General features: G+C 52.1%; 22 protein-coding genes and 1 other RNA gene. 19 read left to right on the top strand and 4 right to left on the bottom strand.

The features are described from left to right. Positions 1 to 2 precede the first annotated feature (2 nt). Together I2E69_RS00455 and I2E69_RS00450 are read left to right on the top strand one after the other, a co-directional pair. A complete protein-coding gene (locus I2E69_RS00455) occupies positions 3 to 1,748 on the top strand; it encodes a hypothetical protein (protein WP_195458188.1) in 1,746 nt (581 codons plus the stop codon). A gap of 167 nt (positions 1,749 to 1,915) precedes the next feature. Next, positions 1,916 to 2,653, top strand: a complete 738-nt coding sequence (locus I2E69_RS00450) for a Fe-Mn family superoxide dismutase (RefSeq protein ID WP_195458187.1) — start codon at positions 1,916 to 1,918, stop codon at positions 2,651 to 2,653. Positions 2,654 to 2,721: 68 nt separating this feature from the next. Here I2E69_RS00450 and I2E69_RS00445 read toward each other — a convergent pair whose 3' ends face one another. After that, positions 2,722 to 2,997 carry a putative quinol monooxygenase gene (locus I2E69_RS00445; RefSeq protein WP_195458186.1) on the bottom strand — a complete coding sequence of 92 codons (276 nt, stop codon included), beginning with the start codon at positions 2,995 to 2,997 and terminating at the stop codon, positions 2,722 to 2,724. A gap of 190 nt (positions 2,998 to 3,187) precedes the next feature. Beyond that, on the bottom strand, positions 3,188 to 4,129 hold the full coding sequence (locus I2E69_RS00440; protein ID WP_195458185.1) for an NAD(P)H-dependent flavin oxidoreductase: 942 nt from the start codon (positions 4,127 to 4,129) through the stop codon (positions 3,188 to 3,190). A gap of 356 nt (positions 4,130 to 4,485) precedes the next feature. Here I2E69_RS00440 and I2E69_RS00435 point away from each other — a divergent pair, with 356 nt between their 5' ends. The 7 genes from I2E69_RS00435 (at position 4,486) to I2E69_RS00405 (ending at position 9,095) form a co-directional block, all read left to right on the top strand. Continuing rightward, a complete protein-coding gene (locus I2E69_RS00435; RefSeq protein ID WP_195458184.1) occupies positions 4,486 to 5,577 on the top strand; it encodes a transglutaminase family protein in 1,092 nt (363 codons plus the stop codon). Between the two features lie 19 nt (positions 5,578 to 5,596). After that, positions 5,597 to 6,349 (top strand): JAB-like toxin 1 domain-containing protein, encoded by a 753-nt coding sequence (locus I2E69_RS00430; RefSeq protein ID WP_195458183.1) that lies wholly within the window; start codon positions 5,597 to 5,599, stop codon positions 6,347 to 6,349. Between the two features lie 5 nt (positions 6,350 to 6,354). Continuing rightward, positions 6,355 to 6,852: a hypothetical protein gene (locus I2E69_RS00425; protein WP_195458182.1), complete on the top strand. Its 498-nt coding sequence runs from the start codon at positions 6,355 to 6,357 to the stop codon at positions 6,850 to 6,852. A 324-nt stretch (positions 6,853 to 7,176) separates the two neighbouring features. Continuing rightward, positions 7,177 to 7,911, top strand: a complete 735-nt coding sequence (locus I2E69_RS00420; protein ID WP_195458181.1) for a hypothetical protein — start codon at positions 7,177 to 7,179, stop codon at positions 7,909 to 7,911. 8 nt (positions 7,912 to 7,919) lie between these two features. Then, positions 7,920 to 8,444 carry a hypothetical protein gene (locus tag I2E69_RS00415; RefSeq protein WP_195458180.1) on the top strand — a complete coding sequence of 175 codons (525 nt, stop codon included), beginning with the start codon at positions 7,920 to 7,922 and terminating at the stop codon, positions 8,442 to 8,444. A gap of 132 nt (positions 8,445 to 8,576) precedes the next feature. After that, positions 8,577 to 8,834 (top strand): hypothetical protein, encoded by a 258-nt coding sequence (locus I2E69_RS00410; RefSeq protein ID WP_195458179.1) that lies wholly within the window; start codon positions 8,577 to 8,579, stop codon positions 8,832 to 8,834. Positions 8,835 to 8,852: 18 nt separating this feature from the next. Next, positions 8,853 to 9,095 carry a hypothetical protein gene (locus tag I2E69_RS00405; RefSeq protein ID WP_195458178.1) on the top strand — a complete coding sequence of 81 codons (243 nt, stop codon included), beginning with the start codon at positions 8,853 to 8,855 and terminating at the stop codon, positions 9,093 to 9,095. A 90-nt stretch (positions 9,096 to 9,185) separates the two neighbouring features. Here the strand turns inward: I2E69_RS00405 and ffs are convergent. Continuing rightward, positions 9,186 to 9,284: signal recognition particle sRNA small type (gene ffs, locus I2E69_RS00400), an RNA gene on the bottom strand. A 175-nt stretch (positions 9,285 to 9,459) separates the two neighbouring features. Further along, positions 9,460 to 11,409 (bottom strand): LruC domain-containing protein, encoded by a 1,950-nt coding sequence (locus I2E69_RS00395; RefSeq protein ID WP_229095298.1) that lies wholly within the window; start codon positions 11,407 to 11,409, stop codon positions 9,460 to 9,462. Between the two features lie 213 nt (positions 11,410 to 11,622). Between I2E69_RS00395 and mltG the strand changes: the two genes are divergently transcribed. The 10 genes from mltG (at position 11,623) to I2E69_RS00345 (ending at position 24,479) form a co-directional block, all read left to right on the top strand. Further along, the gene (mltG, locus tag I2E69_RS00390; protein ID WP_195458177.1) at positions 11,623 to 12,636 is read left to right on the top strand and encodes an endolytic transglycosylase MltG; all 1,014 of its coding nucleotides are present in this window, start codon (positions 11,623 to 11,625) and stop codon (positions 12,634 to 12,636) included. Positions 12,637 to 12,657: 21 nt separating this feature from the next. Further along, entirely contained in the window at positions 12,658 to 13,260 is a 603-nt protein-coding gene (locus I2E69_RS00385; protein WP_195458176.1) for an L-threonylcarbamoyladenylate synthase, read from the top strand. Positions 13,261 to 13,283: 23 nt separating this feature from the next. After that, entirely contained in the window at positions 13,284 to 13,799 is a 516-nt protein-coding gene (locus tag I2E69_RS00380) for a DUF4199 domain-containing protein (protein WP_195458175.1), read from the top strand. A 2-nt stretch (positions 13,800 to 13,801) separates the two neighbouring features. Further along, positions 13,802 to 14,758 (top strand): glycosyltransferase family 2 protein, encoded by a 957-nt coding sequence (locus tag I2E69_RS00375; RefSeq protein ID WP_195458174.1) that lies wholly within the window; start codon positions 13,802 to 13,804, stop codon positions 14,756 to 14,758. After that, positions 14,759 to 15,226 carry a DUF4293 domain-containing protein gene (locus I2E69_RS00370; RefSeq protein ID WP_195458173.1) on the top strand — a complete coding sequence of 156 codons (468 nt, stop codon included), beginning with the start codon at positions 14,759 to 14,761 and terminating at the stop codon, positions 15,224 to 15,226. Positions 15,227 to 15,475: 249 nt separating this feature from the next. Next, positions 15,476 to 17,896: a BACON domain-containing protein gene (locus I2E69_RS00365; protein ID WP_195458172.1), complete on the top strand. Its 2,421-nt coding sequence runs from the start codon at positions 15,476 to 15,478 to the stop codon at positions 17,894 to 17,896. A gap of 107 nt (positions 17,897 to 18,003) precedes the next feature. Next, positions 18,004 to 19,302 carry a DNA/RNA non-specific endonuclease gene (locus I2E69_RS00360; RefSeq protein WP_195458171.1) on the top strand — a complete coding sequence of 433 codons (1,299 nt, stop codon included), beginning with the start codon at positions 18,004 to 18,006 and terminating at the stop codon, positions 19,300 to 19,302. A 38-nt stretch (positions 19,303 to 19,340) separates the two neighbouring features. After that, positions 19,341 to 20,375 (top strand): endonuclease/exonuclease/phosphatase family protein, encoded by a 1,035-nt coding sequence (locus I2E69_RS00355; RefSeq protein WP_195458170.1) that lies wholly within the window; start codon positions 19,341 to 19,343, stop codon positions 20,373 to 20,375. An 18-nt stretch (positions 20,376 to 20,393) separates the two neighbouring features. Continuing rightward, positions 20,394 to 23,219 (top strand): TonB-dependent receptor domain-containing protein, encoded by a 2,826-nt coding sequence (locus tag I2E69_RS00350; protein ID WP_195458169.1) that lies wholly within the window; start codon positions 20,394 to 20,396, stop codon positions 23,217 to 23,219. 18 nt (positions 23,220 to 23,237) lie between these two features. Continuing rightward, positions 23,238 to 24,479: a DUF5689 domain-containing protein gene (locus I2E69_RS00345; protein WP_195458168.1), complete on the top strand. Its 1,242-nt coding sequence runs from the start codon at positions 23,238 to 23,240 to the stop codon at positions 24,477 to 24,479. Positions 24,480 to 24,489 lie beyond the last annotated feature (10 nt).

Here is a 24,489-nt window from a genome sequence, read left to right as displayed (position 1 = left end):
CGATGAAGAAGATTCTGATAGCGGCCGCCTTCGCGGCGGTGCTGCCGCAACTGGCTGCGGCGCAGGTCGAAAAACAGGTCGAGGTGACCAAAGCCTATGTTCCGAAGGTGGAGAGCGCCTCGAAACTGGCCGTCGAGCCCGACATGACCGATACGGCGCGCATGCGCCCCGAAATAGATTACACCATTACGCCGCTGTCGCTGCGGACGACGCTTTCGACGCGTCCGATCCGTCCCGCGACGGTGACCTACTGGGAATTCAACCGTCCGCTGCCGTTCTACGTGAAGGCCGGAGCGGGCTATCCGCTCAACTCGGTGCTGGATTTCTATGCTTCGTCGCAGAATCCCTCGACGGGTTACGTCGTGGGATATATCAACCACGAGGGGCAGTATGCCAAGATCAAAAACAACTTCGGCGTGAAGAATAATTCCACGCGGATGTTCAACCGTATCGGAGCCGCTGCGGGCAAGTATTTCGGCCGTCATATCCTCGAAGGCGATATTTATTACGACAACCGGATGTATCACCGCTACGGGGCCTATGCCGGCGAGACTTTCGAATCGTCGATCAAGCCCGGCGGAATGAACGACTACGGCGATGCGAACGTTGCGGTTCGCTTCGGGGATAATTTCCAGGACCTGAGCCGCACGAACTTCGAAATCGCCTTGCGCGGAGGATTCTTCTTCGACCACTCCGAATGGCCGGAGTACAACGACAAGGCGCGTCAAACGACGCTCGAAGCCCGGGCCAAAATCGCCCGCGGGTTCGGCCGCAGCCATTTCTCGCTCGAAGCGGGTTATGAACGGCTGGCCGGGCAGAAATCCATTTCGGAGCGGAACCAACAGTTGATCCACGCTGCCCTGCGCTACGGTTTTGCCGGAGGCGTGGTGCGCCTCGACGTGGGAGCCGACTATTACCACGACCGCCTTGAGTTCGGGGACCAGGTTCCCGATTCGCGTGTGAAATCCGAAAACTATATCATCCCTTATGCCCGGCTCGATTTCAACCTCGGAACACCGGGACTGAAACCCTTCTTCGAGGCCGACGGAGCTGTGAAACCGAACGATTTCCGGGCCCTGACGCTGGAGAATCCCTATGTCGCTTCTTCGATGTGGCTCGACAAGAGTTCGGTCGACTACAATTTCCGCCTCGGACTGGGCGGCAGCCTGTGGCGCAGCCGCTTCAATTACCGCGTTTACGCCGGGCTTTCGGTTCGGGACAACCATCTTTACTGGACTGCTTACCGGAGTTTGTCGGATGATCCGGCGTTCCTTGAGATTTTCGGAGGAGCCATCGTTCCTGTAATGGCGCGGCAGACCGTCACTTCGTTCAACGGTGAAATCGAGTTTAGGCCTGTCAGCGTGCTGAAATTCGACCTGGGTGTGCACGGTTATCTCTACAACGACGAAACGGATTTGAAAAACGGTGCTCCTTCGTTTGAGGGCAATCTGGGCGTCGGTTATGAGGGCCGCAAGGTTTCGTTTGGCGTGAAAGCCCTGATGCAGAGCGTCCGCCGCTGGACTGTAATCGATCTTTTGGCTACGACCGATGCCGTAGAACCGGCTCACGGACTCTCTTTCGAAGCCCCCTTTGCAGTCGACCTGCGGGTCAATTTCGACTGGAAGGTTTCGGGCCGAGTGATGCTCTTTGCCGAAGGGCGCAACCTCATCAACCGCCGCCTGTACGAATATCCGTGGTATCCCGAACTGGGAGCCAACTTCACGGTGGGTATCAAGGCGAATTTCTAAGCCGTTTCCGACGGGGACGGTTTTGCAGAAACGGGGATTTTCGAAAATATCCCCGTTTTTTGTGCCGTAAAAGGCGATAATTCGTTTAATTGATAATCATTTTCGCTTAGGCGGAGTAACCGATCGGAATTTTCGCTAAATTAGGGCAGACTTTAATTCACACGACTATGAAACATACAATGCCTGAGCTTCCTTACGCACCGGAAGCGCTTGCTCCGAAGATGAGCAAGGAAACCTTCGATTACCACTACGGAAAGCATTTGCAGACCTATGTGAATAACCTGAACAACCTGATTGTGGGCACGCCTTATGAGGAGATGCCGCTCGACGAAATCGTCCGGAAGGCCGACGGGGGTATTTTCAACAATGCCGCCCAGGCCTGGAACCATACCTTCTTCTTCCAGATGCTGACTCCCGCCCAGCAGCCGATTCCTGCGAAACTGGCCGCGAAACTCTCCGAGGCGTTCGGTTCGGTGGAGGCTTTCAAGGAGCAGTTCACCAAGGCTGCCGTAGGGCTTTTCGGCTCCGGATGGGCCTGGCTGGCGATGGATAAGGGCGGAAAACTGTCGATCGTCGCCAAATCGAATGCGGGCAATCCGATGACCGACGGTCTGCGCCCGGTGATGACTGTCGATGTTTGGGAGCATGCCTACTACATCGACTACCGTAACCGCCGTCCCGATTTCCTGGCTGCATTCTGGGAGTTGATCGACTGGGGTAAGGTTGCCGACCGCTGCATCCCGAAGCGCTACAAGTGTACGGCCTGCGATTATGTCTATGACCCTGCAAAGGGCGATCCCGAGACGGGAATCGCGCCGGGAACGCCTTTCGAGGAGATTCCCGACGACTGGACCTGCCCGATCTGCGGCCTGTACAAGACCGACTTCAAGGCAATCGAAGAGTAAATGAAAAAACCTCCGCGTCGAACGCGGAGGTTTTTTGTGTCCGGTTGCCGCCGGGCGGCACGGGCCGATCAGAAGATAAACTTCTCGATTTTCAGTTCGCCCAGTTGTTCCAGGCGCGGCACGAGGGTCGTGAAGTGCGACGCCTGCTCGTGGGCAGCCAGTGCCTTCGAGTCGCTCCAGGTTTCGCAGATCATCAGTACGTCGTTACGCGTGGCGCTGTCGAACAGGTCGTAGGCGACGCATCCTTCGTCTTTGAGTGAGGCGGCTACCAATTCCTTGGCCGTGCGTACCAGTTCTTCGCGGTTGCTTTCCGTCGTGCGGATAAATACATTGAGTCGTATCATCAGTTTCTTGTTTTTGATTTTAACTGTTTACAAATATAAGTATTTTTTTGTCACATTGTAACGTGAAACCGAATCTTAATACCGGGAAATATCGTTTGTGACGGTATGCGGAAGAACGAACCGGACTTGTTTTCGGGCGGCGGAGGCGAAAATCGGAATGGAGGATGTATGGGTTCGTCTCCGGCAGAAGTCAGAGCGGGCAGAGCTTTTTCCGGGCGGTTTCGTATTCGGCGATGAGCCGGCGGAGGATGTCGCCTGCGGACGGCAGGTCGTCGATAAGCGCTGTGATCTGCCCGATCTCCAGTTCTCCTTCGTCGAGGTCACCCTCGAAAATGCCCCGTTTCGGCCGTCCGCGACCCACCAGCGCGAGCAACTCTTCCGCATCGGCGCCCCGGCTTTCGGCTTCCTCCACCGTGCGGCAGAAACCGTTGCGGATGAGGCGTGTCGGAACGACCTTTTTGAGCGCCAGGATCGTATCGCCTTCTTGCAATCCGATGCACAACTGTTTGAAGGCTTCACAGGCGGAACTCTCCTGCGACAGGGCGAAACGGGTTCCCAGTTGACACCCTTCGGCTCCCAGGGCAAAGGCAGCCAGCATGCCGGCTCCCGTGGCGATGCCTCCTGCGGCGATGAGCGGGAGATCGACGGCCTGCCTGACCTGCGGGATGAGGGCCATGGTGGTCGTCTCCTCGCGGCCGTTGTGACCTCCGGCTTCGAACCCTTCGGCCACGACGGCGTCTACGCCTGCATCGCGGCTTTTGAGGGCGAATTTCGAGCTCGACACCACGTGTGCCACGCGGCAGCCGGCGTCGTGCAAACGTCCGGTCCAGGTCGCAGGGTTGCCTGCCGATGTGAAAACAGCCGGCACGCGCTCTTCTATGATAATATCCATTAATTCAGGTGTATAGCGATAAACGAGCGGCACGTTGACGCCGAAAGGCCGGGACGTGGCTGCGCGGCATTTGCGGATATGTTCGCGCAGCAGTTCGGGCGTCATCGAGCCGGAGCCGATCAGTCCCAGCCCGCCGGCTTCGCTGACGGCGGCGGCCAGCCGCCAGCCGCTGCACCACACCATTCCGCCTGCGATGACGGGGTAGCGGATGCCGAAGAGCGTTGTGATTCTGTTTTCCATTGTTTTTGGTTTTCTGCGAGGTTAAGGTACAATTATTTTTCCAAAGCCGGAACTGGCGCCGCCGGATTGTTTCCTGCCTGAGGCCGGGGAGATGTTTCCGAAGCGTCCTGGTCGTGAACGAACCGGGGAGGCCCGGCGTGCCCTCTCCCGGTTAAATCAGTCCGTCCGGACGGATTGAAAACCGGCCTCGTTATCCGATGATCTCAGTGCCTTTTCAGCCTGTTATCTCCATGTAAGCGTTTTTGTTTTGTAATTCATTGGTTATTATTGGTTTGTGTGTGTATATGTAAGGCCGTTATTGCTTGGTGTTTTGAGGTTTATCCGTTAATTTTAATTACCTGTTTATGGATAAATCTATGGATGTAAAATTAATCGTAAAAGGAGTACTCTGCCTGCTTCTGTTTTGTTGTGTATTCCCGCTTCAACCGGCGAACGGCCGGCAGGGCGGCCCGGTGCTGAATCATACGCCGGACGAATCCCGTAGCCGGCATTACCGGCAGGCGTATCTCGAAATTACGGATATGCTCGACGGCAAAGCCCCCTTGAGTGTAAAACGTGCCGTCTTCCTTGCGGAGTGGGCTTACCTCGACGGCGGCCTGGATTACAAGGCGTATTGCGACGGCATAGATACCGCAGTTGCGTTCCTGCAACGGCTGATTGCAGCAAACGGACTCGGCCGGTATAAGACCGGGAAGAACCTGGCGCTCACGGAATATTTTTTCCGCCCTTATTCCGGGAACGGACATAAACCGTTCACCTACGATTTCGACCATACGGGGGACGAATCCGATTTTACCGACCAGTTCGTAAGCAAAGTCATGCGGACGCATACCGGGCAATGCCGTTCCCTGCCGATGTACTACAAGGTTCTGGCCGAATCCCTCGGGGCTGAAGCATATATTGCCCGCGCCCCGGCCCATGTGTTTATCCGTTACCGCAATGAGGATAACATGTATCCCGAGCCGTGGGTTAACGTGGAACTGACAACCCAGCAGATAACCCCGGAATTCTTCTATAAGGAGCATTTCGAGATCGGAGACAAGGCCATTGAGAGCAAGGTGTACCTTGCCCCGCTGACGGATCGGGAAACCGTTGCCGTACAGCTTGCGGACCTTGCGTTCGGGTATTGGCGCAAATTCGAATGTTACGACGGGTTTACACGGCGCTGTTGTGAAAAATCGCTGGAATACTATCCTCAAAATCCCAATGCCTGCATTATCCTGGGCAAATCGCTCGATGCGGCCCTTATGTCGCATTTGGGACAAAACGGGTATAAGGAGGATGAATATACCCGGCAGATCGAAGCGCGGTCACAATCGCTTTACGAAAGCCTGAAATCCCTGGGCTGGGAGCAGATGAGCGGGGAACTGCATGAAAAGCTGGAAAAGGGCAACGAACAGGGAAAGAAAATGCAGGGGGCAACCACGAATGAATTGCCGATGCTATAGCCTTAAAAATTATATTGTTATGAAAACCAAATTTTTGACTGCCGCGATTTGCATTATCGCATTATTTTCAGTAGATTTGAGTTACGGCTACCACCCGATTTCACCGTATGCGTATTGTGCGGGAAATCCGATAAAATATGTTGATCCGGATGGGAAAGATGTTTGGGAAATTAATCAGAATGGACAAATTGTCAATCGCATCGAAGATACAACGCAGGATGCTTTTCATATTGTACAGCAGGTTGACGGGAAACGGCAACGCATAGAAGGGCAGTCGAAAATATTTGAATACGGTACTATTACTGGAGTTAACCAACCCCAAGTGAATGTTATACGGGAGGACGGGAGTATTACACAAGAGCGGTTAACTCTTTTCCAGGTCAAAGGAGATGATAAAGCGACAGAACTTTTTGAATTTATGGCTAATCCCGGAACAACGACAAATGTTGAATGGTCGCACGTAAAAGTTGGAACAGATAAATCCCAGAAAAATATTGTGGGTAATATGCACCAAAAGGGAGAAACTTCTGTCGGGCAATATGTATTTCAAACAGGATATACCGTTCGGGCAAATAATCACAGCCATACGAATGGAATAACAACACCGTCACTGGGTGATGTAACAACTGCCGGAATGATAAACGGAACGTTTCCTAATGCTACAACTAAAATATATACTATTAATCCATCCCAATACTCGCCATTTAATAAAGATTCGGAATATAGAATAATCGGGCTGCCTTCAGTAACGATTTGGGGTAAAAAACCATAATTGCAATGAAATACTTACTATTTATCGTATTCTTTATCTCGTTTGGCCAGCATGTATCGTCACAACCTGATCCAAACAAAACAAAACGGGAATATTTGCCTGAGATACAGGTTGATAGTATATTTCAAAATATGCTCGACAATGTATTGACAACTGATGCCCAAGAGAGTTATTACAGAAAAGATTTCAATTATGGTATTACTTTCTTTTCAGACCAACATGGTAACGACTGCATCCAAATTGAGGCTATTGGCCGCCGGGTTCTGAAAAACGGAATTGAATTCGGGGTAATGACCTATAAAGGACATATTTTCATTTTCTATGGGAAGAAAAACAACAAGGTGAATATTACAGAGAAAAAAGTTCCCTTCGATTTTGCTGTAAACCAAACGCAAATCTTGAAGGGCGGAACCTTACTATTAGACGGTATAGAAAACGATAGCTTCAGCACTTGGATCTTCCGATATGATGATGACGAGCTGAAATTAATAGTTCATAAATAGCTATATGTAGGAAATACGTAAAGGCCGGACAATTTGTTCGGCTTTTAACTATCTGCAAATAATACCTCTTTTAAGAATTATTACCCCCCCCCAGTTCTCCACGCTATCGACCGAGGAATTGATGTTTACAACATCCTTCTCCAAATGTCGCTCGGTCGGTGTTCCATCGTTTGTCTTGGGTGTTATCGGGCCACCGTCGGTAATGATGTCGTCGGGCTGATTTGTGATCTGGTGATTTCCTGCGTTTGATGGGTTCCGAATGTTTTGTTTTTTGCGGCTCTTTTAAACACCGCGATTTGCATTATCGCTTTATTTTCAGTAAATTTGAGTTACGGCTACCACCCGATTTCGCCGTATGCGTATTGCTATAATAATCCAATTAAGTATATTGATCCAGATGGTCAGGAAGGTATCGTCATTTCAGGACAACCTGGGGATCATGGAAACAAACTGCATTTTTTGGAAAATGGTTTAGATAGGGCAAAAAAAATGCAAAAAAAATTCAATAAACAAGGGAATGGGGAAAAAGCAACGTGGATAGTATATAATGGTGGTGGTGAAGGTGGATATGACACTAAAACCCTCAATGATTATCAAAAACAAGCTGCTGATGTTGGCGTAACGATGCAAGTTGTATCCAGTAGTGATGATATAGTTAATTATGTGAATGATAAAACAGGAGAAGATTCAAGAACTAATGATTTAGTTAGCAATTTTGCATATATTGGCCATGCAACACCTGGTGATTTAGATGTCGGATTTGTGGGTCACGATATGATGAATATGATGACCAGTGAAACTTTGAATGTTTCAAACTTTAATGCAGGAGCATTTGCTCTTGATGCGGATATAAATCTGGTAGGTGGATGCCGAACTGCAATAAGCCCTTTTTTGGGGAAAAGCGTAGCTGAAAAAATGGCAACTAAAATTGGGGCTAATGGTCAAGTGCGGGCATCAGATGTGAGAGTTTTTTATCCGGGAGCAGTTGTTAGTGATAAGACTTTAGTTGCTCCCAATAAAGGTACTATCGTCATAATTCATGGTAAAAGAAAAAGATAAATAGAAATATGAAATCGGGCATTAAATTTTTTTTAGGTTTTATCTTTATTATACTCACCTGTTGGCTTTTCGAGCTATTCGTGATTGGAAGCCCTATTGTAATTTTAACATCCAATATTGATATGCATCATATGAAAGGGATTGTTGGGGATACGATCAATCCATTAAATGATTTGTGTTTTGATAATAAGGACCTGGCGGTATATATTATCGTTAATAAAAATGACCGGCAAGATCTCGATCCCCAATTATTCAAGGGGCTATACCTGAAATGCAATAATAAAAATATTCTGAAAGATATTTTGCCAAATTTTGATTGTGTAGTGACAGGGGGCGATATGGCAACTGTTCAAAGTGCCATATATGTGATACAAAATAATAAGATCGTATTTATGTCGGGAATAGTGTTGGATAAAAATATTGCAGGCCTTCAGAATCAGCATTTTGGTTGGGCAGAAGCTGTTGACAGTGAATTATTGTTAGATGCTTGCAGTAAATTTAAAAGGAGTTATTGGCCTATATTATTTCTGTGATTTACCCAAATGAACGACGATATCCTCGTTTATGGAGATAATCGATTCCCGATCGGCGAGGATATCGTTCGGCGAGATTTGTGTAATTGTTGATATTTGTGTTTTCTGCAAATAGTATTATTGGCTTCCACAATGGACTTTTATAAGGAAATTGGCGCTGTTGAGAAAATTACAGGTCCGATCGGTGGAAACCCGGCGTCGTGGGATAAATTGCGGTTCTATTTTATCGATAGCAATGTATTCAACAGTGCTGGCGGCAAACAGTACTTATTGAAGCCGGATGACTATGTCGGATATATTGACCTTACGACTGCTACGGCAGTGGATGGCGATTGGACGATTGTTTTTCCGCGTGATGTGATTCTTAAATCCGGATCTTTATCGGAATAGTTTTCCACTAAATGTTTTATGGAAAAGCCGAAACGTATTGTTACCAAGATCGGCAATGTCTTTTGCGTGCAGATCAGCCCGCAGAAAAAGAAATATTTTCAATACATTGCCAATGATAGGTTACAACTGAACAGCAGCGTCATAAGAGTTTTCGAACGTGCTTATCCGGTCGATCAAGAGCCCAAGCTGACCGATATGGTGCAGGGTGAGGTTGAATTCTATGCACATACGGTACTGAGTTGGGGAATTTTCGTATGTTGAAAATGAAGCCTTTTCATACGACGGTTATGACCTTCATGTCCATTGCAAAAAACAGCGTTTAACTCACCGAGTTAAACGCTGTTATAGAAAAAAGGGTGAGCTACTTACATCGCACCGCTACGACCACATACCCTTGCTCGATTCCTCGCCTGGGGGATTCTGTAGGAGCTGGTCGTATAAGACTCACCCGGGGACAAAAGTAGGAAAATTTTATCATCCCCGCAAACACATCGGGAATATTTTCTTTGCCGGAATCGTATTTCTTTCTTTGCCAGGGTATTTCGCAGGGTGGTTTCGGTAGGTCATGGCAAATAAAAAGTCCCGGGCAAGCCTGCCCGGGACTTTTTTCAGATTCAAATCCATCCTATTTTTTGGCCGGATAGAGATACCAGTCTTTATTGGTCTTGCCATCCGATTCCACCCAACTGCGGAATTTGGGGTAGGAGTAGTCGATCTTCACGCCTTCGTCGGGGATCGGAATATTCTCCAGGAAAGGCATGTTCAGCGCAAACGGATATTGTGTGTCGTTCTTCGCCAGCACATAGTAGAGGTTTTGGCTTGGCTTCGACCCGTCGTGTCCCGTGCCGAAAAGGCTCGGATCGGCCTTGTCGGTAGGCATGTGTTTCACCAGGTGCACCTCCTTGCCGCGAATCTTGTCCGATTCGACGAAAATGAACGGATTGAAAGGCGGCGTTACGGTGGACTCGATCACGTCGTTGAGTTCGAATGTCACGGATATTTTGTTGTCGAGGACAGGCTGAATGTCGTCGAACAGGAGGACCGTCGGATGTTTTTGTTCCGGTTCGAGCGGCTGCCCCTGCATATATTGCGACGGAATGGCGCCTGTGGCGGTGACTTTATGGACGGCATCCGGAGCGAGGTTCGTCAGTTGAACGCCGAATCCCGACTGAATCTTGCCGCCGTTATGGCAGGGCGTATACTCGGTTTCGATCCTGTATACCGAATTGTTCAGGATGTGCTTGTAGACCTTGCTGCTGTACTTGATCATCACGTCGTTCATGTCGTAGTCGCCGGCATAGGGCCACAGGTCTTCGAACATCAGGAATCCGTCGGTCTTGACATAGTTTTCCTCGTCGGACGGGCCGTTGCCGTCGTCGGGCAGTTCGGGGATGTTGCCGTCGATGGCCCCGTCCTCCTCGACTTCGAGGTAGAAGGTCGCGTCGTTGTAGCGCAGGTCGAGGTTGTCCTCAAAGCCGATTGCCACGATTTTCTGGCTCTGGGGATCGAGCAGCGCGATGGTGCGCCTTTCGCCGTCGGTATTCAGGTGGTCGGTGGAGAACCTGCTGAACTGTCCTTTGTTCTGGATGGCGATGTTGCCGGTGTTGGCGTTGAATCCCATTCCTTCGAGCCACCAGCCGATAGAAACTCCCGCGGGGAACTCGTCGTTGAACTTTTCGCCGTCCCAGTATTTGAGTTGGACCCGGTCGCCGCCAGCCAGTGCGCCGCGCGCCGTTGTGGCGCCGATTTTCTTTACGAACGGCGACGCATCGGGAAAGACCAGAACCCGCTGGAGTTCGGCTGCGCTCTGCGGTTCCTGCCCGGTGGGGTAGGTGTAGTAACCCACGGTATTCCGCCAGGCTGCCGTACTGTTGATGAATACCAGATAGACCTTCGTCGGCTTGACGATCCGGAGGTCCGAACTGAGCCCGTCGGCGAAAAATTCGGGGTAGCGTTCTTTCAGTTTGCGCATGTCGTTGCGTTTGACGAACACCTCGTTGATGTCATACAGCGTACCGGCCGAAGGCATGGTTCGCTCGGGCTCCAGGTAGTCGGGGGTTCCGTACTGGTCCCAGTCGCCCAGCGTAAGCCATCCGTCGGGGTAGGTGTGTTTGTTGCCCGTGACGGCCCGCGTGCCTTTTGTGCGGAGCTGCGCGACATAAGCCTTTTGGCTGTACGTGATTCGGTTGTCCTCGATTTCCAGTTCGACAGGGGAGAGCGTTCCCGGATAATCCGAGTAGAGCCACACTTTCGAGAGGCTGGAGAGCGCCTGGATGTCGGCGGAGAATTTGCCCGAACCATTGGTTGTTGCGCGGTAGATGGGTTCGATGTCCCGTTTGACGCTTTCGCCTGCCGCGTTTTCGGTCATCGGGTCCTGATCGTAGAGTTCGAACAGGACGGCGTAGTCTTTATTGGGGAAGCCGTAATCGACCGACAAGGCGACCTGCTGGTCGATTTTGAAATCGAAGTAGTCGTCGGGACCCGAAGGGGTGCGATTGGAATTGGGCTCTTTGACGCAACCCGCTGTCAGAAGAGCGCATACCCCCAGAAACAGTAGGGTAGACTGGTGTTTCATATTTTCAGAATTCAGAATGATGCAGTGGCTATTACCCTGCAAATATATGGATAAAAAACTAAGAATCAAGAAAAAACAATTCGCAGCGATGAAAATATTTTTTTTCGGGACGGTGCGATTCGGCGCTGTGCGCCCGGTTGTTTCCCGGCCGGACGACGCCGGGACGATGAAATCGTATATTTTTTTATTACCTTCGCAAAAAAATATTGCCGAATGCGTAAGAAAATATTGCTCCGGAGCCTGCTGGCAGTGCTCGTCCTGGCGGTCGTCGCGGCCTTCGTCGCGCGGCAGCAATTCTATGGGAATGCGGTAGTTGCGGAACGCGACCTGTATGTGAGCAGCCGTGCGGACTACGCGCAGGTCGTGGATTCGCTGCTGCCGCAGATCAAACACCACCGGGCGTTCGATGCCTATGCCCGCCGGATCAACCTGGGTGAAACCTTCAAGCCCGGCCGTTATGTCCTCAAACGCGGCATGAGCGTCGTCGAAATTGCGCGTATGCTCAAGTTGGGGTTGCAGACCCCTGTGCGGGTGGCGATCAACAACGTGCGTATTCCGGCGCAGTTGGCGCAGAAACTCGCCCGGCAGATCGACGCCGATTCCACGGCTATCATGCAGGCGCTGACCTCGAAAGAACTGGCCGAAGAGGTCGGGTTCGACAGCGTGACGCTCTTTTCAATGTTTATTCCCGATACCTACGAATTGTATTGGACGGTGACGCCCGAAGAGTTCGTGAAGCGCATGAAGCGCGAATACGACCGTTTCTGGACCTCCGGGCGCGACGACAAACGCAAGCGCAGCGGACTGAGCCGGCTGGAGGTGATGACCCTGGCGTCGATCGTCTACGAGGAGACACGCAAGACCGACGAGATGCCCCGTGTGGCGGGGGTTTACATCAACCGCCTGAACAAAGATATCAAGCTGCAGGCCGACCCGACGGTAAAGTATGCCATGCAGGACTTCGGACTGCGCCGCATCCTTTACAGACACCTGAAATACGATTCACCCTATAATACCTATGTGAATAAGGGGTTGCCGCCTTCGCCCATCTGCATGCCGGGGAAAAACGCCATCGACGCCGTGCTCGACTACGAGAAACACGACTATATCTTCTTCTGTGCGCGGCCCGAGTTCGACGGTTACCACAATTTCGCCAAAACCCTGAGTGAACACAATAAGAACGCACGGGCATACAGCGACGAACTTAATCGGCGCAAGATTAAATAATTTTCGTATCTTTGTCATCCCATGCTTGCGAAGATATACGAACAGAATCCTTCGGAGAAGGAGTTGCAGCGCGTCGTAGACGCCCTGGAGCGGGATGAAATCATTATTTATCCCACCGACAGCGTCTATGCTTTCGGCTGTTCGCTGCGTTCGCCGAAGGCCATCGAACGGCTGCGCCGCATCAAAGGCAAGGGGAACGGGGAATTTACCGTGGTTTTCGAAAGTATCGCCCAGGTCGCGGAGTACTGCCGGGTGGACAATGCCGTCTTCAAAATCCTCAAACGCAACCTGCCCGGGCCGTTTACCTTCGTGCTGGCTGCTTCGGCGCGCATTCCGGATAAAGCCCTCGAGCGGCGTCGTACGATCGGTATCCGCATTCCCGCCAGCCCGATTGCACGGGCTGTGGTCGGGGCGTTGGGGTGTCCGATGATTACAACGTCGGTCAAGGACGACGACGAGGTGGTGGAGTACACGACCGATCCCGAACTGATCCACGAACGATACGGCCGCGAAGTGGCGCTGGTCATCGACGGCGGTATCGGCGACAATATTCCCACGACGATCGTGGACCTGACGGACAATGAGCCGGAAATCCTGCGCGAGGGCAAGGGAGAACTGCAATAGATTGATAAAATGATCGATACAAAATGAAGAAGAACAATTTCTGGAACGAGGCCGCGCGATATGGCGTAATCATGGCCTTGGTCGCCATCCTTTTCGACGTACTGGGCTTTTATGTGCAGAACAGGCTTTTGTCGCTTTTGTCGCTGGTTGTGTTCGTACTGCTGCTGGGCTATTTCACCAAACGCCGTGTGGCCGAGTACGGAGCCAAGGGATACAGCTATGGACAGTGCCTGGGCTTTATGGTCTGCGTGATGCTTTGCGCCGGGTTTATCGAGGGCGCTTTCATGGGCGTGGCGGCCAACTGGCTTTTTGCGGCCAAGTACGAGGCGATGATAACTCCGTCGATCGCCATGCTGGAGAATACGGGCTTCTATACGGCCGACCAGATCGAACTGATGATGAAACTGATGCGGTCGCCGCTGGTGCAGATTTTCAGTGGAATGTTCGGCTCGGTCATCAAGGGCGGCTTTTTCGGTCTGTTTATTGCGGCTTTTACCAAGCGCGATCCCGATGTCTTTTCGGAAGGCACTAACGAATAGGAATGAATAAACTGGATATATCGGTCGTCGTACCGCTTTACAATGAAGCGGAGTCCCTGCCCGAGTTGGTGGCATGGATCGACCGTGTGATGCGTGAAAACGGGTTCTCGTACGAGGTTATTCTGATCGACGACGGTTCGTCGGACGGTTCGTGGGAGGAGGTCGAACGCCTCAAGGCGCAGTATCCGGCAATCCGGGGCATCAGTTTTGCCCGCAATTACGGCAAATCCGCGGCTCTTTACTGTGGATTCGCAGCGGCGGAAGGCGAGGTGGTCATCACGATGGACGCCGATTTGCAGGATTCGCCCGACGAAATTCCCGAACTGCGGCGCATGGTCCTCGAAGAGGGCTATGACCTCGTGTCGGGGTGGAAGAAACAGCGCCACGACCCGATCGGCAAGCGCTGGCCCAGCAAGTTCTTCAACTGGACGGCACGGACCGTATCGGGCATCAAACTGCACGATTTCAACTGCGGGCTCAAAGCCTATCGCCGCAAGGTGGTGAAGGCCATCGAGGTCTACGGCGAAATGCACCGGTTTATACCGATCCTGGCCAAGAAGGCCGGCTTCGGCCGTATCGGAGAAAAGGTCGTGGACCATCATGCCCGCAAATATGGTTGTTCGAAATTCGGCCTCGAACGTACGGTAAAAGGGTATCTGGACCTGATCACGGTGCTGTTCATGACTCATTTCGGGCGTTCGCCGATGTACTTCTTCGGGAGCCTCGGGACGCTGATGTTCCTGCTCGGCGGCGGAACGACCGTGTGGATCATCGCCGAAAAACTTTGGAAACAGTCCCACGGCCTGCCGCTGAGGCCCGTTGCGGACCAGCCGCTGTTTTATCTGGCGATTTTAGCCGTAATTCTCGGCGTTCAGTTGTTTTTGGCCGGATTTTTGGGCGAATTGATCAACAGAGGATCCTCCGAGCGGAACAAATATTTGATCGACAAAACTTTGTAAATGATGATACAACGAATCCAAACGCTTTATTTGCTTGTCATTTCGGCACTTATGGCCGTGACGCTTTTTGCGGGGCTGGCATGGTTTGCGGGCGATGCCGGGGAATTCGGACTCTACGCCTTCGGGCTGAAAACCACCGACGGCGCAGTCGTTCAGTCCACCCTTTATATGGGGGTATTGCTGGCGCTGGCCTGCGCACTGCCGCTGGTTACGATTTTCCTGTTCCGCCGCCGTTTGCTGCAACTCCGCCTTTGCGTGGTGGAAATGGTGCTGTTGCTGGGCTCCGCGATCATGGAAGGCGTCTACTACTTCCTGAGCTGGAGGGTCTTTTCCGACCTGACGTTCCACACCCAGGGCTTTCGACCCGCCATTGTGCTGCCGTTGGTCTGCTTGCTGTTTGCCTATCTGGCGGCCCGTGCGATTTTCCGCGACGAATTGCTGGTGCGCGCTGCCGACAGAATACGCTGATTAACCGAATACTACTGGACCCGGAGTATGCCCGATGAGCATGTTCCGGGTCTTCTGTCCTCATCGGCGAACTGTCGGCAGGAGTTAAAAAAGGTTGTAAATTGGACCGATCTGATTATTAAAAGAGTGTTACAAACCTTTGATGGTCCGGAAAATAATTTTAACTTTGAGGCATAATATTACTATTATGTAATGATTTCGAATAATTTTGGCTACAAAAAATACATTTTTTAACTAACACTCAACTCTATGAAAGTAGTAAATTTCTGGAAAACATTGTTCTGCTCGGTGTTGGCAATTACAGCCTTCACTGCATGCTCGGACGATGACGACAACGGTTATTCGGGAATGCCCGAAATTACCGTGAACGGCGGCGAGGTCGTGACCATCGCCGGTAAACTTGCGGGAGGCAAGCTCGAACAGTCTGTAGAGGTCGTTTCGAAAGGCGACTGGGATTTGACGTTCAAAAACGCGGGCGACTCGCAGTGGTGCACGCCCAGCGCCATGTCGGGCAAAACCGGCACTACGACGCTGACCTTTACGCTCGGTCAGGCTACGGCGGAACGTACTGCAGAACTTACGCTGACTGCTTATTCCACGTTCGAGGGTATTCCCTTGAAGCGGGAGGCTACGATCAAGGTTGTGCAGAGCGACGGCGACATTCCGGTCGGCGACGCCCTTTACAGCGAGAATTGCGGTACGAAGGTCGAGAAGGGCACTGACGGCTACTGGCCTTATGTCGACAAGTTCGAAGGCTGGACCCGTGGCGGTTCGCTCGATCAGTCGGCTGTTGCCTATGGCGGCACCGACGCTTCGGTACGTAACAGCGGTGCGGCTTATCAGCCTTCCGACAGCGAGAAGTCCGAGGTTTCGGGCGCTCCCTATGTCTATATCGGCAAAACCTCGGCTGTTTTCGAGATCGAGAATATCAATATCGGCTCGAATAACAATTTCACGTTTACCTTCACGGCCCTGGATCAGGAAAAATATGTCAGTGGTGCTCCGGTACCTGCGGAAATCAACACTTCGACGGTGAAACTCGCTGTAAGTATCGATGGCGGTACGACCTATTCGCCCGTTGCATTTACGGCTAAAAAAGTCGGTACGGGCAACTGGTCTATCTGCACGGCGGAGTTCAAACTGCCGGCATCCGCTTCGACGGACAAAATTTCGGTACGTTTCAACGACTATCCCTTCACGGGTAGCAGTGTCGACGGCCATCAGGGTCTGCGTCTCGACGATTTCAAACTTTTCGCAGGCGGTAACGGTCCGGAACTCGGAGGCGGTGTTGTTGAAGAATATCAGAAAGTTACTATTGATCAGATTAAGAGCGCAGGTAAGTTCGAGGTTGAGAATGCTACCATTGTAGGCGTTCATCAAAAGGGCGTGCTGTTCGCGCAGAACAACAATGGAACCGTAAACTACATCTTGGGCTTCAATAATGATTGGAATACGCAGACCGCAAATCCCTATATCGGTGATATTGACAAGACCGCTACTGTAAAGGGAACCAGCGAACTTCGTATCGATCTCTATCAGTTCTCGTCCTTCGAGGTTACGGTAGGTGCGGCTTCGTCGCTTCAACTGCCTGCTCCGGCAACATTTGATGCGGCCGCCCTTTCTGCTTATATCGCAAGCCCTGGTGTGTACAAGTATGCCAAGATTTCCGGTACGCTCAATATCGAACAAGGTGCTTCGTATAATACTTATACGATTGATGTAACCGGATTCTCGGATAAGAAAATCCAGATTGCTTACGGATTGGATTCCTATTTCAATGGTTATGCTGATGGCGACGTGGTCGATGTATTGGGTTTTGCTCTTGGTTACGACAGCTCCAAGATCAATATCATGCTTCGCAGCATTTCGAAGAATACTACCACACCTGCCGTTGAGATTACGACTGTTCCGCAGCAGTTTGCGGCAACTTCTCCGGTAGCACAGACGCTTTCCTATACAGTCGCGAATACGACCGCCGATCAGGTAACGTTTGCACTTGAAGGCACGAATATCGATAAATTCTCGCTCGGAACCAAAACTGATAACACGATTGTTGTAAACGCTGTTGGTAATAACACTACCGATGCTGCTTATACGGCGAATCTCGTTGCAAAAGTCGCTGGTGTGACGCTGGCTTCGGTGGAATTGAAGCAGGCAGCATCGAATGCCAAAAATTATGTGCCTTTGACTGCAGCTCCGGCAGACTGGTCGGGAGAGTACGTAGTCGGCTATCCGGATGGCAAAGTATGCTATATTTTGAAAGATAAATATTCGGGTGCAACTGCTACTAAGTCCACTTTTACCTATGATAAACTTGAAAGTCCGGCTTTCGATGAAACGAATATCGTTTATGATGCTGCTTACAATACGATAACGATTGCTAAAATTACCGATACGGATTTCTATTCGATTAAATACGGCGATATGTATGTAGGATGGGAAGCTTCTACGGGTAACAGTTGTGCGTTCTCGTCAGTTGTTCCGAGTGCATCTACTCCGGATTATCAGTGGACTCCTACGATGGTAGATAATCTTATCGTGTTGACGTGTACGTCGTTTGAAGCTGGCAAAAAGCCGCGTCTCTTCCAGTTCAATTCAAATGCGGGTCAGGAGCGTTTTGCGATCTACGCAAGTACACAGAAATCTGTGATGCTGTATAAACTTCAGTAGTCAAGGAAACTGACTTTTTAAACCAAACCACTCTTGGCGGGGATAACACCCCGTCAAGAGTTTGGTTTCTAAAAAGGTCTGCGGACCAAATGTTATATATTTTTTGAATGATGTTGAAAATTAAACAGATAAGCGTGCTGCTCGTGACGATGTCGGCGATGCTTGTCCTGTTTGCGGGATGCGGCGACAAGGACGACGGGGACGATAAGCAGTCCCACGCAGAGCTCGTTGCAGAGACCGTGAGCAGTTTAACCACAACGAACAAGATTTCGACCCAGGGGCCTTCGGGCATCACTTTCGAGGCTTTGATCGTTTCGCAGTCCGGGGATGCGGATTGGTGTTCGTTTGCTTTAATCAGGGACGACGGTAAGATAGTCTCCTCCGCCAGTGGAAATGTCGGGGACCCGGCGTACCTCTACCTGCTGAAAAACAATTCCGACAACGATCGTGTCGCTACGATCGCTGTAACCTATACCAACGGCTATTCCACCTCGCTGACGCTGACGCAGAAGGCGGCAAACTCTACGTTCGACTACGACCGGGCCTGGGGCGAACAGCCGGAATATGCCGAAAACGCAGATTACACCTATAAGACCTACTATACGACGCTTGTCAACGGGAAATACGTGCGGAATTATTCGATCTGCTACGACCGTACGAAACATGTTTCACATTGGGTGGCTTATCCGATTTACCGCGATTATACGTCGAGCCGCACCTATGAGACCGGTCCGGGCACGCAGGGGCGCACCGATGCGTGGGCCTACGACGACTGGACGACGGAATATGTTTCGTCGAAGCCTTATTATCGGCAGACGGGCACGAAAATTTTCGAACCTGCCATTTCTGAACGCGATCAGGCGAATGTGATCAATTATTTTTCGGGTTACCAGCGTGGACACATGCTGCCTTCGGCATCGCGTTACAGCACTTGGACTACCAATGCGCAGACGTTCTTCTCCACGAACATGATGCCGCAAAACGGTGATTTCAACGGAGGAAGTTGGGCCACTCTCGAAGGTAAAGTCCGCGGTTGGGGAGGCCTCCGTAATTACGATACGCTTTATGTCGTAACGGGAACGTATTTTTCGGATTCGTACAGGACCATGACGAACACGAATGTGGGCGGTACGATCCGTGTAGCCGTGCCGGATAAATGCTGGAAGGTTTTGTTGCGCCAGCGCGGCAATCAGAACAAGCAGATTTCGGAGTTTGGGGCCGATGAGTTGAAAGCCATAGGTTTTGTCTTCGACAACACATCGTCGAGTGCCGACACGGAACTCCAGGACGCCGCCTGCTCGGTGAAGAAAATCGAGGAGCTGACGGGCTTCGAGTTCTTCCGCAATCTCGACCCTGCGGTCGCCGATGCGGTGAAGAGCAACTATAATTATTCCGACTGGAATTAATATTAAACCGGATAGAACCTTAATAACACAAAACGTTTATGAAGAGAATCTTTTTGACAGGACTGTTTGCCTCACTGATCGTGGTGGCATGCTTCGCGCAGAAGCCCTACAAGGTAGTCTTCTACAACTTCGAAAACCTGTTCGACACCATTCACGACCCCGGTGTGCTCGACGAGGAGTTTACGCCCGAAGGTCCCAAGAAGTGGAACACGGCCAAGTACACCAAGAAAATCGGGAACCTGGAGCGCGTGCTGTTCGACATTGCCGCCGAGGATAAGGATTATCCCGTCGTGATCGGCGTTTCGGAGATCGAGAACCGTTCGGTGATGGAAGATGTGATCGCTCAGCCCAAACTCGTTCCCGGCAACTACCGTATCGTGCATTACGATTCGCCTGATGCCCGCGGCGTCGATGTCGGTTTCTACTACCGGCCCGATGTCTTCAAGCTGGAAGGCAGCGCCGCCATTCCGTTTAAGATGCCCGAGTTGCCTAACTTCAAGACGCGTGATTTCGTCACGATGTGGGGTACGATCGAGGGCGAGCCGTTCTTCTTCCTCGTGAGCCACTGGCCTTCGCGCCTGGGCGGCAAGGAGGCTTCGGCGCCCAAGCGTTTGGCTGCGGCCAACCAGGTGAAGCACATCGTCGACTCGGTGATTGCCGCCAATCCGGCTACGAAGGTGGTCATTATGGGCGACCTGAACGACGATGCTACGGATGCCAGCATCGTCGAGGGACTGAACGCCAAAGGCAAGATCAAGGAGGTTAAGAAGGGCGATATGTTCAACCCGTTCATCAACCTGCTGAAGTCGGGTTACGGAACGCTGGCTTACCGCGACGAATGGAACCTGTTCGATAACATCATCGTCTCGGAAAACCTCGCTACGGGCTCCACGGGCGAACTGAAAATCCAGCCTGTGGGCAATTCGAAATTCTACGGAGGTATCTTCCGCCGTCCCTACATGATCCAGAAGGATGGCCAGTATAAGGGTTATCCGCTGCGTACGTTCGTGGGCAACGATTTCCAGGGCGGTTTCAGCGACCACTTCCCCGTCTATATCTACATCGCCAAATAAACACTCTAAAATATTTGTATGAAACTCAAAGTTCTACTTATTCTGATGCTCGCCGCCGTGACCTTCACGTCCTATGCGCAGGACGGAGGCATCCGCGGTAAGGTGGTTTCGCGCAACGGTCGCGTGGCCCTGAGCAATGTACAGGTGAAGATCGAATCGCTGGGTCTGGCGGCAACGACGGACAAGGACGGCAACTTCATCTTCGAGAATCTTCCCGCGGGCAGCTATACGGTGCTCTTCTCTACACCCGAATTCGAGGACCTCAGCCTGATGGTCCGTGTGGGTAATCAGCACGTACAGGACCTCAAGTCGGTAATTATCGTTCCGTCGGGCCCGGGCAGTGTGCTGGACGACGCCGTTTTCGCCGAATTCGACAGCGACTCGTCGTCGTCGGATACGCAGGCGCTGCCTTCGTCGCTCTCGTCGTCGAAGGACCTCTTCAACAACATCGCTTCGTACCGCTTCAGCGAGATGCGTTTCAACGTCCGCGGCTATGATTCGCAGTACTCGGACATCTACCTGAACGGCATCCGTTTCAACGACGCCATGACGGGCTACGGTCCCTGGTCGCTGTGGAGCGGTCTGAACGACGCGACGCGTAACCAGGAAAATTACACGGGCCTTCAGGCTTCGGATTTCGGCATCGGCGGCATCGGCGGCATGACCAACATCAACGCCCGCGCTTCGCAGATGCGCAAGGGCTTCCGCGTGAGCGTTTCGAACGGCAACCAGATGTACCGCTTCCGCGCGATGGTTTCCTACGGCTCGGGACAGCTCGACAACGGTTGGTCGTATGCCTTCTCGGTGGGAACCCGTCAGGGCGGTAACGGCTATGTGGACGGTGTTTATTACAACTCCTACTCCTATTTCGCTTCGGCCGAGAAGCTCTTCGGCCAGAACCACCGCCTTGCGCTGACGCTGCTCGCTTCGCCCTCGGAGCGCGGCGCCCAGCAGGCTTCGACCGACGAGGCTTATCGCCTTTTCGGCAATAACTACTACAACCCCAACGTGGGTTACCAGGCCGGTAAGCTCCGCAACTCGCGCGTGCGCAATACCCACGAGCCGATCGTGATGCTGAACTACACGTGGGACATGTCGGGCAATACGCGCCTGAACGCTGCCACGTCGCTGCGTTTCGGCAAGAACGGCTATTCGGCCCTGACGTGGAACGGCGGTTCCGATCCCCGCGGCGATTACTACCGCTTTATGCCTACGTCGGATTTCACGCAGGTTGTTCCGGGTATCACGACCGATGAAACGATTTACTTCTACATGCAGGACGCTCTTACGGCAGCCAACGTATGGGACGGCATGATCGATTACGACCAGCTCTACAACCGAAACCACTATATCGACACGGAGTTGACCAAGTTGATGGGCAACCAGTACCGTTCGAACTACATGATCGAGGAGCGCCATACCGACCAGCTCGATTACAACTTCGCGGCCAATGTCGAGCATAACATGCGCAACAACATGCGTATCGTCGGCGGTGTGAACCTGCGCGTGAACCGCACGAACTACTATTCGCAGGTCAAGGACCTGATGGGTGGCGATTACTGGTACGACATCGACAAGTTCGCCGAACGCGACATGGCCAGTGCAACGGCTGCCCAAAACGATCTGGATTACTACTGGGCTACGGGACATGCCCGTATTGCCCGCCGCGGCGACAAGTACGGCTATTACTACCGTGCTCACCTGCTCGAAACCAACGCCTGGGCCAACTATACGTGGGCTGTCGGCGGGTTCTCGCTGGGACTGGCCGGATCGGTCGGCTATTCGAACATGTACCGCGAGGGCATGTGGCGCAAGGGTCTGTTCCCCAACAATTCGAAGGGCGATTCGAAGAAACTCGACTACCTGACTTACGAGGGGAAACTCTCGCTGGGCTACAAGTTCTCGGGAGCACACTCGATCGAAGCCAATGTCGGTTACATGCAGCAGGCTCCCAAGTTCGCAACGGCATTCGTGTCGCCCCGTACGCGCAATACGACCACTCCGGGGCTGAAAGCCGAGAAGGTTTTCGCTGCCGACCTCACCTATAACCTCAATCTGCCTTACGTCAAGGCCCGCCTTTCGGGATACTATACGACGATCGAGGACCAGTCGAAGGTTATTTCGTTCTACGACGATATCCAAAGATCGTTCACCAACTTTGCGATGAGCGGTATCGATAAGCGCCACTACGGCGTCGAGTTGGGCCTGTCGGTTCCCGTATGGCAGGGCCTTTCGGTCGTCGGTGCGTTGAGCTGGGGCGATTACACCTATACCTCGAATGCCAACTTCGTGCAGACGGTAGACAACGTCGACCGGATCGTGCTGAAGGACAAGGTGAACTGGGACGGTTATCATGTGGAGAGTTCGCCGCAGTTGGCTTTCAACATCGGCCTCGACTACCGCGGACCGCGCAACTGGTTTGCCGGTGTGAACTTCAACTACTACGACAACCTCTATCTTTCGATGAACCCGTTGTACCGTACGGCTACCGCTGTGAAGTATTATGCCAACGTGCTGACTTCCAATACGGCGACGAACGATCAGAAGGCAGTCGCCATTGCGTCGATCAAAAAGATTCGTGCGCAGGAGAAGTTCGACGGCGTCTATACGCTGAGCGCCAACGTGGGCAAAAACTGGTATATCCACCGTGTTTATATGCTGGGCTTCAGCCTCGAGGTCAAGAACATCCTCAACGACCAGGACATCCGCACGGGCGGTTACGAACAGATGCGTATGAGCAAGGTTAGGGGTACGGGAGGCGAACAGATCTACGGTCGTTTCCCTTCGAAGTATTTCTACCTGTTCGGCACGACCTATTACCTGAATGTCTATTTCCGTTTCTAATCGAGCAAAGCATAATCTATGAAAAGTCTTAAAATAGCAATAGCGGTTCTCATCGGCCTCGTGGCCGTGAGCTGCTACAACGATTTCGAAACCCCGGCTCCGCGGAAACTCTATACGAACGAGGATATGACGCTGATGGGGCTTACGCCGATTTCCATTGCCAAGGTGAAGGAAAAATTCGGTCCTATTTCCAATACCGGAACCAACGATAATTTCGCTACGACCAAGAGTCTCAAGTTTGGAACCCTCACATCCGAAGAGACCAAGTTTGAAGGCCTTACGGGTTGGCCCGAGGCTGCGAACTACTACATCAAGGGCAAGGTGATCAGCAGCGACCGCCAGGGTAATATCTACAAGTCGCTCTTCATTTACGACGGTACGGCCGGTATCGAGCTCAAACTCTATTCGGGCCTGTATGTGGACTACCTGCTCGATCTGGAGACGATGAAGAGCCAGTGGGTTTACGTGCGTCTCGACGGTCTCTACCTGGGTAACTACCGCATGATGCTTTCGATCGGAGGCGCTCCTTCGGACGGTATCAATACGGCCGGCAACCATAAGTACTACGCCAATTCGAACCTCGACAATCCCAAGGTTGCCGCCCTGAATGTCTTCCCGGGCGAATATACGACGCTCGAAGCGAACGATATTCTGGAGGTAACTTCTTCGAACTACAAGGAGGTGCTGGGTACGCCTGCCAATATCGAGAAGAGCCTGGGCCGTCTGGTGCGTTTCAAGGGTGTGAAGATCCGCTATGCGGGCGTGAAGAATCAGGACGGCGTAACTCCCCCGAGCCTCAAAAACGGCGGAAATGCGAATCCCTATCCGAGTTGGATCGTAACCGACTGGGGAACGCCGATCTTCGGCGCATGGTATCGCTGGGCCTACAACAATAGTGAGCAGAACATCCGACTGTACGGTTCGGTGCTGATGAGCTATAATGACGAGGCGGAATATACTTCGGATCCGGGCATTTACGGCATTCGTACGAGCGGTTACAGCCAGTTCGCCATGAAGCCCATCCCGAAGGACGGGACAGAGGGCACGGTGCTCGGCATCTTCGGTATCTACTCGAAGCAGAGTACTTTTACCGGAGGTTCGAACGACTGGGCGCAATACCAGATCTCGGTGAGCCGCATCGAAGACCTCGACTTCCCCAAAGAGTCGCTGCTTTCCGATGAATGGATCACGGCGAATACGCCTTCCGAGTCGCTGAATCCGCCTGTGAAGAACGCCGGCGACGACTACGACGGCGAGTAATTCCGCTTTC

The organism is Alistipes sp. D31t1_170403_E11 (genome assembly GCF_015553985.1).
In the GTDB taxonomy this organism is placed as follows: Bacteria; Bacteroidota; Bacteroidia; order Bacteroidales; family Rikenellaceae; genus Alistipes; species Alistipes montrealensis.
Note: the sequence above shows the minus strand (reverse complement) of the source record. Positions and strands in the feature narration are given on the sequence as shown.

Excerpts from the sequence above, each read along its gene's own strand:
- I2E69_RS00455 (WP_195458188.1), top strand. The coding sequence starts at position 3 with ATGAAGAAGATTCTGATAGCGGCCGCCTTCGCGGCGGTGCTGCCGCAA.
- I2E69_RS00450 (WP_195458187.1), top strand. The coding sequence starts at position 1,916 with ATGAAACATACAATGCCTGAGCTTCCTTACGCACCGGAAGCGCTTGCT.
- I2E69_RS00445 (WP_195458186.1), bottom strand. The coding sequence starts at position 2,997 with ATGATACGACTCAATGTATTTATCCGCACGACGGAAAGCAACCGCGAA.
- I2E69_RS00440 (WP_195458185.1), bottom strand. The coding sequence starts at position 4,129 with ATGGAAAACAGAATCACAACGCTCTTCGGCATCCGCTACCCCGTCATC.
- I2E69_RS00435 (WP_195458184.1), top strand. The coding sequence starts at position 4,486 with ATGGATGTAAAATTAATCGTAAAAGGAGTACTCTGCCTGCTTCTGTTT.
- I2E69_RS00430 (WP_195458183.1), top strand. The coding sequence starts at position 5,597 with ATGAAAACCAAATTTTTGACTGCCGCGATTTGCATTATCGCATTATTT.
- I2E69_RS00425 (WP_195458182.1), top strand. The coding sequence starts at position 6,355 with ATGAAATACTTACTATTTATCGTATTCTTTATCTCGTTTGGCCAGCAT.
- I2E69_RS00415 (WP_195458180.1), top strand. The coding sequence starts at position 7,920 with ATGAAATCGGGCATTAAATTTTTTTTAGGTTTTATCTTTATTATACTC.
- I2E69_RS00410 (WP_195458179.1), top strand. The coding sequence starts at position 8,577 with ATGGACTTTTATAAGGAAATTGGCGCTGTTGAGAAAATTACAGGTCCG.
- I2E69_RS00405 (WP_195458178.1), top strand. The coding sequence starts at position 8,853 with ATGGAAAAGCCGAAACGTATTGTTACCAAGATCGGCAATGTCTTTTGC.
- I2E69_RS00395 (WP_229095298.1), bottom strand. The coding sequence starts at position 11,409 with ATGAAACACCAGTCTACCCTACTGTTTCTGGGGGTATGCGCTCTTCTG.
- mltG (WP_195458177.1), top strand. The coding sequence starts at position 11,623 with ATGCGTAAGAAAATATTGCTCCGGAGCCTGCTGGCAGTGCTCGTCCTG.
- I2E69_RS00385 (WP_195458176.1), top strand. The coding sequence starts at position 12,658 with ATGCTTGCGAAGATATACGAACAGAATCCTTCGGAGAAGGAGTTGCAG.
- I2E69_RS00380 (WP_195458175.1), top strand. The coding sequence starts at position 13,284 with ATGAAGAAGAACAATTTCTGGAACGAGGCCGCGCGATATGGCGTAATC.
- I2E69_RS00375 (WP_195458174.1), top strand. The coding sequence starts at position 13,802 with ATGAATAAACTGGATATATCGGTCGTCGTACCGCTTTACAATGAAGCG.
- I2E69_RS00370 (WP_195458173.1), top strand. The coding sequence starts at position 14,759 with ATGATGATACAACGAATCCAAACGCTTTATTTGCTTGTCATTTCGGCA.
- I2E69_RS00365 (WP_195458172.1), top strand. The coding sequence starts at position 15,476 with ATGAAAGTAGTAAATTTCTGGAAAACATTGTTCTGCTCGGTGTTGGCA.
- I2E69_RS00360 (WP_195458171.1), top strand. The coding sequence starts at position 18,004 with ATGATGTTGAAAATTAAACAGATAAGCGTGCTGCTCGTGACGATGTCG.
- I2E69_RS00355 (WP_195458170.1), top strand. The coding sequence starts at position 19,341 with ATGAAGAGAATCTTTTTGACAGGACTGTTTGCCTCACTGATCGTGGTG.
- I2E69_RS00350 (WP_195458169.1), top strand. The coding sequence starts at position 20,394 with ATGAAACTCAAAGTTCTACTTATTCTGATGCTCGCCGCCGTGACCTTC.
- I2E69_RS00345 (WP_195458168.1), top strand. The coding sequence starts at position 23,238 with ATGAAAAGTCTTAAAATAGCAATAGCGGTTCTCATCGGCCTCGTGGCC.